Raw genomic sequence first — 12,812 nt, forward strand, 5'->3', positions numbered from 1 at the left:
ACTATAGTGTTTATGCCGTGAGAGGAGGTTAGGAATGAATCGTATCTTCCGTAATACCATCTTTTATTTACTGATATTCTTAGTAGTAATTGGAATCGTGAGCTATTTTAATGGTTCGACACAAAAAACGACATCAGTTAGCTACGACAAATTCATTACTAAACTAGAAAGCGGTGAAGTGCGTAATGTGCAACTTCAACCGAAAAATGGTGTATTTGAGGTAAAAGGACAATTTAATAACTCTAGCCAAGGAGAACAATTTGTTACTTATGCACCAAATACTGAGGAATTACAAAAGAAAATTAATGATAAAGCGAAAGGTGCCGAAGTTAAGTATCAACCAGCAGAAGAAACAAGTGCCTGGGTAACATTCTTTACTTCAATCATTCCATTTGTCATCATCTTCATTTTATTCTTCTTCTTATTAAACCAAGCTCAAGGCGGCGGTAGCCGTGTTATGAACTTCGGGAAAAGTAAGGCGAAGTTATATAATGATGAAAAGAAAAAAGTTCGTTTCAGAGATGTTGCTGGTGCGGATGAAGAGAAACAAGAACTTGTTGAGGTAGTTGAATTCTTGAAAGACCCTCGTAAGTTCTCTGAAGTTGGTGCTCGTATTCCAAAGGGTGTCCTATTAGTTGGACCTCCAGGTACAGGTAAAACTTTATTAGCACGTGCTGTTGCAGGTGAGGCTGGCGTTCCATTCTTCTCTATCAGTGGTTCTGACTTCGTAGAGATGTTTGTGGGTGTCGGTGCATCACGTGTACGTGATTTATTTGAAAATGCAAAGAAAAATGCTCCTTGTATCATTTTCATTGATGAAATTGATGCAGTAGGGCGTCAACGTGGCGCAGGTCTTGGTGGTGGCCATGATGAGCGTGAGCAAACGTTGAACCAATTACTTGTTGAAATGGATGGATTCGGTGCAAACGAAGGTATTATTATCATCGCTGCGACAAACCGTCCTGATATTCTTGATCCAGCATTATTACGTCCAGGTCGTTTTGACCGTCAAATTACAGTAGATCGTCCAGATGTCAATGGCCGTGAAGCTGTACTGAAGGTGCATGCTCGTAATAAACCGCTTGATGAGAATATCAACTTAAGAGCAATTGCAACTCGTACGCCAGGATTCTCTGGTGCTGATCTTGAAAACTTATTAAACGAAGCTGCTTTAGTAGCTGCGCGTCAAGATAAGAAGAAAATTGATATGAGTGACATTGATGAAGCAACGGATCGCGTTATTGCAGGTCCGGCTAAGAAAAGTCGTGTTATCTCTGAAAAAGAACGTAATATCGTTGCTTTCCATGAAGCGGGTCATACTGTAATTGGTGTTGTTCTTGATGAAGCTGATGTCGTTCATAAAGTAACAATTGTCCCTCGTGGTCAAGCTGGTGGATATGCAGTAATGCTTCCGAAAGAAGATCGTTACTTCATGACAAAGCCAGAGTTACTTGATAAAATCACTGGTTTACTTGGTGGTCGAGTAGCTGAGGAGATTGTATTTGGTGAAGTGAGTACAGGTGCTCACAACGACTTCCAACGTGCGACGGGCATTGCAAGACGTATGGTTACAGAATTCGGTATGAGTGATAAGCTTGGACCAATGCAATTTGGTAGTTCGCAAGGTGGTCAAGTGTTCTTAGGAAGAGACTTCCATTCAGAGCAAAACTACAGTGATGCAATTGCACACGATATCGATGTAGAAATGCAAACGATTATGAAAGAATGTTATGCTCGTGCAAAAGACATTCTTACTGAAAATCGTGATAAGCTAGATCTTATTGCAAAAACGTTACTTGAAGTAGAAACGTTAGATGCTGAGCAAATCAATCATTTATGTGATTACGGCAGATTGCCAGAACGTCCAACATCTTCAGATGATGTGAAAGTAAACATCAACATGAAGAAAGACGATGAAGATAAAGAAGATAAGTAAGAAACGAAGGAGTGACTATCGTCACTCCTTTTTTGTTTGTTAAAACCTTTGTTAATTACTATTGAGAACTTAGTGGATAAAGTAATTTAAGTAAAACTAGTATTAAAAATTGAAATAGAGAGCAATCTTTTTGTAAAATGATGAGGATAGGAAAGCTGATTATATAAGTATGTGTGATATGATGTTTTTATAAGTTTTATACATACTGCACAAATATAGATTAAATAAGATAAGTGGTGAGAATATGATTTTTGTATTGGATGTAGGGAACACAAATGCTGTACTAGGTGTGTTTGAAGAGGGGGAACTTCGTCAGCATTGGCGCATGGAAACAGATCGTCATAAGACAGAAGATGAATATGGAATGCTTGTAAAGCAATTGCTTGAGCATGAAGGTCTTTCGTTTGAAGATGTGAAAGGTATTATTGTGTCTTCAGTCGTACCACCAATTATGTTTGCTTTAGAGCGCATGTGTGAAAAATATTTTAAAATTAAACCGCTTGTAGTAGGGCCTGGGATAAAAACAGGGCTAAATATTAAATATGAAAATCCGCGTGAAGTAGGCGCAGACCGAATTGTAAATGCAGTAGCAGGAATCCACTTATATGGAAGTCCGCTTATTATTGTTGATTTTGGTACGGCTACTACATATTGTTATATTAACGAAGAAAAGCATTATATGGGTGGAGTTATTACGCCAGGAATTATGATTTCAGCAGAGGCTTTATATAGCAGAGCAGCAAAACTTCCTCGTATCGAAATTACAAAACCAAGCAGTGTAGTTGGGAAAAATACAGTAAGTGCGATGCAATCAGGTATTCTTTATGGTTATGTTGGACAAGTGGAAGGTATTGTTAAGCGTATGAAAGAAGAAGCTAGACAAGAACCTAAAGTTATTGCAACAGGTGGATTAGCAAAATTAATTTCCGAAGAATCGAATGTAATTGATATTGTAGATCCATTTTTAACGTTAAAAGGTTTATACATGTTATATGAACGTAATGCAAATTTACAGCATGAGAAAGGTGAATAAATACGTATGAAAGATTATTTAGTAAAAGCGTTAGCGTTTGATGGAGAAGTGCGTGCGTATAGTGTACGTACAACAAATACAGTAAGTGAGGCGCAAAGACGTCATGATACATGGAGAACAGCTTCAGCGGCACTAGGGCGTTCTTTAACTGCGGGTACAATGATGGGCGCAATGTTAAAAGGTGAGCAAAAGTTAACGATTAAGGTAGAAGGTAACGGTCCGATTGGTCCTATCTTAGTAGATGCTCATGCAAATGGAGATGTACGTGGTTATGTAACGAATCCGCATGTTGATTTTGAAGGAACAGAACAAGGGAAGTTACGTGTATATCAAGCGGTAGGTACAGAGGGGTTTGTAACTGTAATTAAAGATATTGGAATGCGTGAGCCGTTTATTGGTCAATCTCCAATCGTTTCAGGAGAATTAGGAGAAGACTTTACGTATTATTTTGCAGTTTCTGAACAAACGCCTTCTTCTGTAGGTGTTGGTGTTCTTGTAAATGGAGATGATAGCATATTAGCGGCAGGTGGATTCATCCTTCAAATTATGCCGGGTGCGCAAGATGAAACGATTTCATTTATTGAAGACCGTTTACAAAAGATTCCACCTGTATCAACGTTGATTGAACAAGGACTTTCTCCGGAAGAGCTACTATATGCAGTTCTTGGAGAAGATAAAGTAAAAGTATTAGAAACAATGGATGTTCAATTTAATTGCACATGCTCACGCGAGCGTATTGAGAGTGTATTAATTAGTTTAGGTAAAACAGAGTTAGAGCAAGTTCGTGAAGAAGAGGAAGAGACAGAAGTTCACTGTCATTTCTGTAATGAACGATACAAGTTCTCTAAAGAAGATATTACAAATTTAATCGAGAATTTGTAATAAGGGAATTAAGAGGAGCAATCCTCCAAATGAATTGACAAACAGGGAATTTTCTGACAAAATCTAAATATAGATAAAACCAATAAAAATACTCGGTGTTAGGAGTGACAGGAATGCGAGTGGCACAATCAGTTTCAGAATTAATCGGGAAAACGCCGATCGTTAAGTTGAACCGCATCGTAGAATCAGACAGCGCAGATATATACTTAAAATTAGAATTTATGAATCCGGGGAGTAGCGTTAAAGATCGTATCGCATTAGCTATGATTGAAGATGCTGAAAAAAATGGATTATTAAAAGAGGGCGATACAATCATTGAGCCGACAAGTGGTAACACAGGAATTGGTTTAGCGATGGTAGCGGCTGCTAAAGGATATAATGCAATCTTAGTAATGCCAGAAACAATGAGTATTGAGCGTCGTAATTTATTACGTGCTTACGGTGCGGAATTAGTATTGACTCCAGGGCCTGAAGGAATGGGTGGAGCAATTCGTAAAGCGACTGAATTAGCAAAAGAGCATGGCTACTTTATACCACAACAGTTCAAAAACCAATCGAATCCAGAAATTCACCGTTTAACAACAGGTCCAGAAATTATTGAACAAATGGGTGACCAATTAGATGCGTTTATTGCAGGTATTGGTACAGGTGGAACGATTACTGGTGCTGGTGAAGTACTGAAGGAAGCGTATAAAGATATTAAAATTTATGCAGTAGAACCTGCAGATTCACCAGTATTATCTGGTGGGAAACCAGGTCCACATAAAATCCAAGGAATTGGGGCGGGATTTGTTCCGGAGACGTTGGATGTAGAAGTATATGATGAAATTATTCAAGTGAAAACAGAGCAAGCATTTGAATATGCGAGAAGAGTGGCTAAAGAGGAAGGTATTTTAGTTGGTATCTCTTCAGGCGCAGTTATTTATGCAGCAACAGAAGTTGCGAAAAAGTTAGGTAAAGGGAAAAAGGTACTTGTTATTATCCCGAGTAACGGTGAACGTTATTTAAGTACACCACTTTATCAATTTGAATCATAATTAAACGCGATTGAAAAAGCATCCTTGAAAAAGGGTGCTTTTTCTTTTGGGATTGGAAATAGGAAAAGAGTGAATGACTAGAAAACTTCATGTAAAATAAGAGGTAGTATAATTAAATTATTTTCACTAGCCTTCGAGTATAATCAATCTCTATATAAATAACTTATGTAGTTTGAGCTGGTTAATCTAAGAGGGTGGGATAAAAGAAGACGGGGTGTTGATATGCAACGAAGAAAATCTTTAGCGCTTTCTATTCCATATCAGTTAGATTTCTTTAAGCAATATAAATTTCTTTCTCAGGGTAAATCGCAACATATTTTGTTAGAAAGCGGCCGTGGCGGTCGTTATAACATTGTAGGGCTGAACCCAGTAGCGGTAATCCGAGGGAAGGATGAAACGTTACATATAAGTGAAAGTGGTAAGGAAACAATAAAACGAGGGAATCCGTTAGATTTAATGCAAGAATATATGGAACAATGGAAGACGGACTATAACCCAGAGTATCCGCCTTTTCAAGGTGGTGCAATTGGCTATTTCAGTTATGACTGTATCCGTTATATTGAAAAGCTGCCTTCTCTTGCGGAAGATGATATTAATATACCTGACATCTTCTTTTTATTATTTGATGACGTATTTGTCTATGATCAAAAAGAACAAGTGTTATGGGTTATTACGCATTATGTAGATAAATATGAAGAGGCAAAAGAACGGCTAAATGAGTGGAAGAGTCTTTGGATGACAGAAGCGCCTGAAGTGACTGTGCCCTTTGAAAGTCCTGAAAAGAAAAGTGAAGCAGTTGCTTTTACTGAAGCCAGCTTTATGAAGGCAGTTGAATGTATTCAAGAATATATTGGGGCGGGTGATGTGTTCCAAGTAAACTTGTCGACGAGACAAGAAAGAACGTTACAGACACACCCACTAGAAATTTATACAAGTCTTCGTGAAATTAATCCATCTCCATATATGAGTTACCTGGAGCTTGGGGATTTTCAAATTGTTAGTGGATCGCCAGAGTTGTTAATTAAGAAACAAGGAACTGAAGTAAGTACAAGACCAATTGCTGGAACGAGATCTAGAGGCGCGGATGAGCAAGAGGATGAAGAATTAGCAAGAGAATTAATTGAGAACGAAAAAGAAAGAGCAGAGCATGTAATGCTTGTGGATTTAGAAAGAAATGATTTAGGACGTGTTTGTAAATATGGCACTGTAGAAGTAGATGAATTTATGGTAATTGAGAAATACTCACATGTTATGCATATTGTTTCTAATGTGCGTGGTGAGGTGGAAGAAGATAAAGATGCTTTTGATTTAGTGAAGGCTGTATTCCCTGGGGGAACAATTACTGGTGCCCCGAAAATACGTACGATGGAAATTATTGAGGAATTAGAACCTGTTCGAAGAGGGATTTATACAGGTTCAATCGGTTGGATTGGTTATTCTGGAGATACAGAATTGAATATTGTAATTAGAACGCTTCTTGCTAAAGATGGAAAAGCTCATGTACAAGCAGGGGCGGGAATTGTAATTGATTCAAATCCAGAAAATGAATATAAAGAGTCGTTAAAAAAGGCGATTGCTTTGTGGCGTGCAAAAGAACGTAGCGAAGAAACGGTTAGGTGAGAGAAATGATATTAATGATTGATAATTATGATTCTTTTACATTTAATTTAGTGCAGTTTCTTGGAGAACTTGGACAAGAGCTCGTTGTTAAACGTAACGATGAAGTGACCATTTCAGATATTGAGAATATGAAACCAGATTTTCTAATGATTTCTCCAGGTCCATGTAGTCCTAATGAAGCGGGGATTAGTATGGAAGTTATTAAATACTTTGCTGGAAAGATTCCGATTTTTGGAGTTTGTCTAGGGCATCAATCCATTGCACAAGTGTTTGGTGGAGAGGTTGTCCGTGCAGAACGATTAATGCATGGGAAAACGTCGCTTATGCATCATGATGGAAAGACGATTTTTTCGGATATTCCTAATCCGTTTACTGCGACGCGCTATCATTCCCTTATTGTTAAGAAAGAGACGTTACCCGATTGCTTAGAGGTAACATCTTGGACAGAGGAAGGAGAAATTATGGCACTTCGTCATAAGACATTGCCGATAGAGGGTGTGCAATTCCATCCGGAATCTATTATGACTTCTCATGGGAAAGAGTTGTTACAGAATTTCATTTGTAAATACAGTCCAAGTGCAACGTTATGTTAATTTACGTAAATGGTCAGTATGTAGAAGCAAGTGAAGCGAAAATTTCTCCTTATGATCATGGTTATTTATATGGTCTTGGAGTTTTTGAAACGTTTCGTATTTATAATGGTCATCCTTTCTTATTGGATGATCATTATGACCGTTTAATAGAAGCGCTGGATACATTGCAAATTAAATGGACAATGAAAAAAAATGACGTGATGCTTATTTTGAAAGATTTACTCGCTAAGAATGAATTGAAGCATGCATATGTACGTTTTAATGTATCAGCGGGTATAGATGAAATAGGATTACAAACGGAAATGTATGAAGAGCCTTCGGTTATTGTTTTTATAAAACCTTTAACAGCTCCAGGAGATGTAGTGGAAAAAGAAGGTGTTATTCTAAAACAAGTGCGAAATACACCGGAAGGAACATTTCGTCTGAAGTCTCATCATTATTTAAATAATATTTTAGGGAAGCGTGAAATTGGAAATGTTGTGAGTAAGGAAGGTATTTTTCTTACTGAAGCAGGTTATGTTGCAGAGGGTATTGTTTCCAATCTATTTTTTGTGAAAGGTGATGTTTTATATACACCTTCGTTAGAGACAGGGATTTTAAATGGTATCACTCGTGCGTTTATTATAAAGAGTGCTGAAGAATTAAATATAGAAGTAAAGGAAGGTTTCTTTACAAAAGATGAGCTACTTTCAGCGGATGAAGTCTTCGTAACAAACTCCATTCAAGAAATTGTTCCGCTTTATCGTATAGAAGCGCAGGATTTCCCGGGTAAAGTAGGAGTGGTTACAAAAAGTTTAATGTACCTTTATGGAATGCAAAGAGAGAAATTATGGAGCAGAAATGAATTACGAAGAGGAGATGTGTAGTTTGAAGTGGGATTATGATTTACGCTGCGGCGAATATACATTGAATTTAAATGAAAAGACATTAATTATGGGGATTTTAAATGTAACACCAGATTCGTTTTCTGATGGTGGGAGTTACAACGAGGTAGATGCTGCGGTACGTCACGCAAAAGAAATGCAAGGTGAAGGTGCTCATATTATTGATATTGGTGGCGAATCTACTCGCCCGGGTTTTGCTAAAGTATCAGTAGAAGAAGAAATAAAGCGAGTTGTCCCGATGATTCAAGCAGTTTCAAAAGAAGTAAAATTGCCTATATCTATCGATACATATAAAGCTGAAGTTGCAAAGCAAGCAATTGAGGCTGGTGCTCATATTATTAATGATATTTGGGGAGCGAAGGCGGAGCCGAAAATTGCTGAAGTCGCAGCTCATTACGATGTACCCATCATTTTAATGCATAACCGCGATAACATGAATTATCGTAATTTAATGGCGGATATGATTGCTGATTTGTATGACAGTATTAAAATTGCTAAAAATGCTGGTGTGCGAGATGAGAATATTATTTTAGATCCAGGTATCGGTTTTGCTAAAACACCTGAGCAGAACTTAGAGGCGATGCGTAATTTAGAACAGTTAAATGTGCTAGGTTATCCGGTTCTCTTAGGTACTTCGAGAAAGTCCTTTATTGGGCACGTATTAGATTTGCCAGTAGAGGAACGCCTTGAGGGAACGGGAGCTACTGTTTGTCTTGGTATTGAAAAGGGCTGTGAGTTTGTTCGTGTCCATGATGTGAAAGAAATGGCGCGTATGGCTAAAATGATGGATGCGATGATTGGTAAGGGGGTAAGGTAATTGGATAAAATTTATATCCATGATATGGAGTTTTATGGTTATCATGGCGTGTTCCCAGAGGAGAATAAATTAGGTCAGAGATTTAAAGTTGACTTAACGGTGGAGTTGGATTTAAAGCGTGCAGGGGAAAGTGATGACTTAGAGCATTCGGTCAATTATGGAGAGCTTTTCGAATTATGTAGAAAAGTTGTTGAGGATAGAAAGTATAAGCTTGTGGAGAGTATCGCTGAAAATATTGCTGCAGATATATTAAAACAATATGAAAGTATTTCGCGCTGTACAATTAAGGTAATTAAGCCGGATCCACCGATACCGGGTCATTATCGTGCTGTAGCAGTAGAAATTACGAGAGAACGTCCATGAACAATATAGCTTACATTGCATTAGGGTCAAATATTGGAGAGCGTTATACGTATCTAACCGAAGCGATTCAGTTTTTAAATAAAAATCCTTATATTCAGGTTGATGATATTTCATCTGTATATGAAACTGAGCCAGTTGGCTATACTGACCAAAGTTGCTTTTTAAATTTAGTTATAAAAATTTCTACCAATTTATCACCACAAGAATTATTGAAAGTAACACAAAAAGTAGAAAATGACCTAGGAAGAAAAAGGGAAATTAGGTGGGGGCCGAGGACTATCGACCTTGACATTTTACTTTATAATCAAGAGAATATTGAAGCAGAGAATCTTATTGTTCCGCATCCGCGGATGTTTGAAAGAGCTTTTGTTATCGTTCCGTTGTTAGAAATTAATCAAGACATAAAACAAAACATTTCATGTTCACAAGTAGAAGAAATGAAAAGGCGAGAGGGAGTAACGGTATGGAAGCAGAAAAATGGGGAAGACGCATTCGTGCTTTTCGAAAGCTAAAAGGTTACACACAAGAAGGTTTTGCTAAAGCACTAGGGGTATCTGTATCTGTTTTAGGTGAGGTTGAGAGAGGGAATAGATCGCCTTCTCAAGATTTTGTAGTAGAAGTTGCTAAGGCATTAAATGTTTCGATAGAGGAATTAATGCCAAAGTGATTGTACAGGAAGGAGTAGATTGATTGTTAAAGATTGCAAATATCGAGATGAAAAATCCGGTTGTACTAGCACCGATGGCGGGAGTGTGTAACTCTGCATTCCGTTTAACAGTAAAAGAATTTGGTGCCGGATTAGTTTGTGCTGAAATGGTAAGTGATAAGGCAATATTACTTAATAATAAAAGAACATTAGATATGTTATATATCGACGAGAGAGAAAAGCCATTAAGTTTACAAATTTTTGGTGGAGAGAAAGAAACTCTTGTAGATGCTGCGAAATATGTAGATAAATATACGACAGCAGACATAATTGATATTAATATGGGTTGTCCAGTGCCGAAAATCGTTAAATGTGATGCTGGAGCAAGGTGGCTTTTAGACCCGAATAAAATATATGAAATGGTAGCAGCGGTTGTAGATGCTGTTGAAAAGCCGGTTACAGTTAAAATGCGTATCGGTTGGGATGAAGAACATATTTTCGCAATAGAAAATGCTAGGGCTGTTGAGCGTGCTGGTGGCCAAGCTGTGGCGGTTCACGGACGTACACGAGTGCAAATGTATGAAGGAAAAGCGGATTGGGATATTATTAAACAAGTAAAACAATCTGTAAATATCCCGGTTATCGGAAATGGTGATGTCGCAACGCCGCAAGATGCAAAGCGTATGCTTGATGAAATTGGTGTAGATGGTGTTATGATTGGGCGTGCTGCTCTTGGAGATCCGTGGATGATTTATCGTACGGTAAAGTATTTGGAGACAGGTGAATTAATGCCGGAACCAACAGTGCGCGAGAAAATTGATGTATGTATGTTGCATCTAGATCGTCTTATCGACTTAAAGAATGAAAGTGTCGCTGTAAGAGAGATGAGAAAACATGCAGCTTGGTATTTAAAAGGTGTTCGTGGTAATGCGAGTGTACGTAATGGTATTAATGCTTGTAACACACGGGAAGACCTTGCGAATGTGTTAGGTACATTTGTAGAAGAAGTGGAAGCGAAACAACAAACAATTTACGTTGGTTAATAATGGACATAGGAGATTGACATTCTTCTATACACTTCCTATAATTACGTGAAAGAAAGAAGAGCTGCCAGTTAGTTGCTGGCAGTTTTTCTAGTTGAGTAGAAAATGCTATACTGTATATATTGTAAAATTAAATAGAGCTGGAGTGATATCAATATCATGGATAACATGAACCACGAAGAATTAAACGACCAATTGATTGTTCGTCGTGAAAAGCTACATAATTTACGTGAACAAGGAATTGACCCGTTCGGTAAAAGATTTGAACGCACAAATTCAACAACTGACTTAGTGAGTCTATATGGAGAGTTCTCTAAAGAGGAATTAGAGGAGAAGGAAATCGCTGTTTCTATCGCTGGTCGTATTATGACAAAACGCGGAAAAGGGAAAGCTGGATTTGCACATGTTCAAGATTTACATGGACAAGTTCAAATTTATGTTCGTAAAGATGCTGTTGGAGATGACGAGTACGAATTATTTAAAACAGCAGATTTAGGTGATTTAGTAGGTATTGAAGGTAAAGTGTTCAAAACAAACGTTGGAGAACTTTCAGTAAAAGCAACAGGCTTTACGCTATTAACGAAATCTCTTCGTCCATTACCAGATAAATACCATGGATTAAAAGATGTTGAACAACGCTACCGTCAACGTTACTTAGACTTAATTACAAGTATGGAAAGTCGTGAAACGTTCGTTACTCGTAGTAAAATCATTCGTGAGATGAGAAGATACCTAGATGACAACGGTTATCTTGAAGTGGAAACACCTATGATGCATGCAATTGCAGGTGGAGCTTCTGCGCGTCCTTTCACTACACACCATAATGCGTTAGATATGGAATTATATATGCGTATCGCAATTGAGCTACATTTAAAGCGTCTTATTGTGGGTGGTTTAGAAAAAGTATATGAGATCGGCCGTGTATTCCGTAATGAGGGTGTATCAACTCGTCATAACCCTGAGTTTACGATGATTGAATTATATGAAGCATACGCTGATTATAAAGATATTATGAAGTTAACAGAAGATATGGTTGCTCATATCGCGAAAAAAGTACTGGGTACAACAACAATCCAGTATGGTGATTATGAAATTAATCTAGAACCAGAATGGACACGTCTTCATATGGTAGATGCGATTAAGCAATACTCTGGAGCTGATTTCTGGAATCCGATGAGTATAGAAGAAGCGCGTGAACTTGCAAAAGAACATAATGTAGAAATTAAAGATACAATGGAAGTTGGTCATATTATAAATGAATTCTTCGAACAAAAAGTAGAAGATAAATTAATCCAACCAACATTTATTTACGGTCATCCGGTAGAAATCTCGCCGCTTGCGAAAAAGAATGATGAAGATCCAAGATTTACAGATCGTTTCGAATTATTTATCGTTGCGCGTGAACATGCAAATGCATTCACTGAGTTAAATGATCCAATCGATCAAAAAGAACGTTTTGAAGCGCAATTAAAAGAGCGCGAACAAGGTAATGACGAAGCTCACATGATGGATGACGATTATATTGAAGCTCTTGAGTACGGTATGCCTCCTACGGGTGGATTAGGAATCGGTATTGATCGTCTAGTTATGTTATTAACAAATGCACCATCTATTCGTGATGTATTATTATTCCCTGCTATGCGCCATAAACAAGACTAAGCTTTGGAGATTTCTCCAAAGCTTTTTTTATTTGAGCATGAGTTGCGTGGGTATAGTAAATCTTGATAGTGCGAGAAATTATATTTATATAGAAGAAATGTGCTGTTTTTATACTTTTTTACTAAGTTAAAAATTTTATTAGAAAAACTATTGCATTTTAATAATCAAACTGGTATATTTATATTCGTTGCCACGAAAGGTAACAAACAAAACAAACGAAAAACAACTTATTAAAAAAAGTTGTTGACGAAAATATAACGAAATGTTATATTGATAAAGTCGCTTCTGAGCGACAAAGT

At 37.5% G+C, this 12,812-nt stretch carries 13 protein-coding genes; all 13 read left to right on the plus strand.

Annotated features, from left to right (window positions below; genetic code table 11):
* The first annotated feature begins 34 nt into the window (after positions 1 to 34).
* Positions 35 to 1,936 (plus strand): ATP-dependent zinc metalloprotease FtsH, encoded by a 1,902-nt coding sequence (gene ftsH / locus ACQGSG_RS09105; RefSeq protein WP_001079672.1) that lies wholly within the window; start codon positions 35 to 37, stop codon positions 1,934 to 1,936.
* Between the two features lie 244 nt (positions 1,937 to 2,180).
* The gene (locus ACQGSG_RS09110) at positions 2,181 to 2,969 is read left to right on the plus strand and encodes a type III pantothenate kinase (protein ID WP_000578368.1); all 789 of its coding nucleotides are present in this window, start codon (positions 2,181 to 2,183) and stop codon (positions 2,967 to 2,969) included.
* Positions 2,970 to 2,975: 6 nt separating this feature from the next.
* Positions 2,976 to 3,851 carry a redox-regulated molecular chaperone HslO gene (gene hslO, locus ACQGSG_RS09115; protein ID WP_000656372.1) on the plus strand — a complete coding sequence of 292 codons (876 nt, stop codon included), beginning with the start codon at positions 2,976 to 2,978 and terminating at the stop codon, positions 3,849 to 3,851.
* Positions 3,852 to 3,964: 113 nt separating this feature from the next.
* Positions 3,965 to 4,888, plus strand: a complete 924-nt coding sequence (gene cysK / locus ACQGSG_RS09120; RefSeq protein WP_001261719.1) for a cysteine synthase A — start codon at positions 3,965 to 3,967, stop codon at positions 4,886 to 4,888.
* Between the two features lie 222 nt (positions 4,889 to 5,110).
* Positions 5,111 to 6,508 carry an aminodeoxychorismate synthase component I gene (pabB, locus tag ACQGSG_RS09125; RefSeq protein WP_325843014.1) on the plus strand — a complete coding sequence of 466 codons (1,398 nt, stop codon included), beginning with the start codon at positions 5,111 to 5,113 and terminating at the stop codon, positions 6,506 to 6,508.
* Positions 6,509 to 6,513: 5 nt separating this feature from the next.
* Entirely contained in the window at positions 6,514 to 7,101 is a 588-nt protein-coding gene (gene pabA, locus ACQGSG_RS09130; protein WP_000602296.1) for an aminodeoxychorismate/anthranilate synthase component II, read from the plus strand.
* Positions 7,095 to 7,967 (plus strand): aminodeoxychorismate lyase, encoded by an 873-nt coding sequence (pabC, locus tag ACQGSG_RS09135; protein WP_097999573.1) that lies wholly within the window; start codon positions 7,095 to 7,097, stop codon positions 7,965 to 7,967. Before pabA ends, pabC begins: the two co-directional genes overlap by 7 nt.
* Positions 7,942 to 8,802 carry a dihydropteroate synthase gene (gene folP / locus ACQGSG_RS09140; RefSeq protein WP_002103948.1) on the plus strand — a complete coding sequence of 287 codons (861 nt, stop codon included), beginning with the start codon at positions 7,942 to 7,944 and terminating at the stop codon, positions 8,800 to 8,802. Before pabC ends, folP begins: the two co-directional genes overlap by 26 nt.
* Positions 8,803 to 9,165: a dihydroneopterin aldolase gene (gene folB / locus ACQGSG_RS09145; protein ID WP_000358062.1), complete on the plus strand. Its 363-nt coding sequence runs from the start codon at positions 8,803 to 8,805 to the stop codon at positions 9,163 to 9,165.
* A complete protein-coding gene (gene folK, locus ACQGSG_RS09150) occupies positions 9,162 to 9,677 on the plus strand; it encodes a 2-amino-4-hydroxy-6-hydroxymethyldihydropteridine diphosphokinase (RefSeq protein WP_001059447.1) in 516 nt (171 codons plus the stop codon). Before folB ends, folK begins: the two co-directional genes overlap by 4 nt.
* Positions 9,629 to 9,832 (plus strand): helix-turn-helix domain-containing protein, encoded by a 204-nt coding sequence (locus ACQGSG_RS09155; protein WP_000387024.1) that lies wholly within the window; start codon positions 9,629 to 9,631, stop codon positions 9,830 to 9,832. Before folK ends, ACQGSG_RS09155 begins: the two co-directional genes overlap by 49 nt.
* A 23-nt stretch (positions 9,833 to 9,855) precedes the next feature.
* A complete protein-coding gene (dusB, locus tag ACQGSG_RS09160; RefSeq protein ID WP_000912251.1) occupies positions 9,856 to 10,854 on the plus strand; it encodes a tRNA dihydrouridine synthase DusB in 999 nt (332 codons plus the stop codon).
* A 159-nt stretch (positions 10,855 to 11,013) separates the two neighbouring features.
* Positions 11,014 to 12,513, plus strand: coding sequence for a lysine--tRNA ligase (lysS, locus tag ACQGSG_RS09165; RefSeq protein ID WP_000369667.1), 1,500 nt, complete (start codon positions 11,014 to 11,016; stop codon positions 12,511 to 12,513).
* Positions 12,514 to 12,812 lie beyond the last annotated feature (299 nt).

The organism is Bacillus sp. GMa5/1 (assembly GCF_050172015.1).
Lineage (GTDB): Bacteria > Bacillota > Bacilli > Bacillales > Bacillaceae_G > Bacillus_A > Bacillus_A cereus.

Coding starts and splice junctions, on each gene's coding strand:
- pabA (WP_000602296.1), top strand. CDS start 6,514: ATGATATTAATGATTGATAATTATGATTCTTTTACATTTAATTTAGTG.
- ACQGSG_RS09110 (WP_000578368.1), top strand. CDS start 2,181: ATGATTTTTGTATTGGATGTAGGGAACACAAATGCTGTACTAGGTGTG.
- hslO (WP_000656372.1), top strand. CDS start 2,976: ATGAAAGATTATTTAGTAAAAGCGTTAGCGTTTGATGGAGAAGTGCGT.
- folP (WP_002103948.1), top strand. CDS start 7,942: ATGAATTACGAAGAGGAGATGTGTAGTTTGAAGTGGGATTATGATTTA.
- pabB (WP_325843014.1), top strand. CDS start 5,111: ATGCAACGAAGAAAATCTTTAGCGCTTTCTATTCCATATCAGTTAGAT.
- cysK (WP_001261719.1), top strand. CDS start 3,965: ATGCGAGTGGCACAATCAGTTTCAGAATTAATCGGGAAAACGCCGATC.
- ACQGSG_RS09155 (WP_000387024.1), top strand. CDS start 9,629: ATGGAAGCAGAAAAATGGGGAAGACGCATTCGTGCTTTTCGAAAGCTA.
- folK (WP_001059447.1), top strand. CDS start 9,162: ATGAACAATATAGCTTACATTGCATTAGGGTCAAATATTGGAGAGCGT.
- lysS (WP_000369667.1), top strand. CDS start 11,014: ATGGATAACATGAACCACGAAGAATTAAACGACCAATTGATTGTTCGT.
- ftsH (WP_001079672.1), top strand. CDS start 35: ATGAATCGTATCTTCCGTAATACCATCTTTTATTTACTGATATTCTTA.
- pabC (WP_097999573.1), top strand. CDS start 7,095: ATGTTAATTTACGTAAATGGTCAGTATGTAGAAGCAAGTGAAGCGAAA.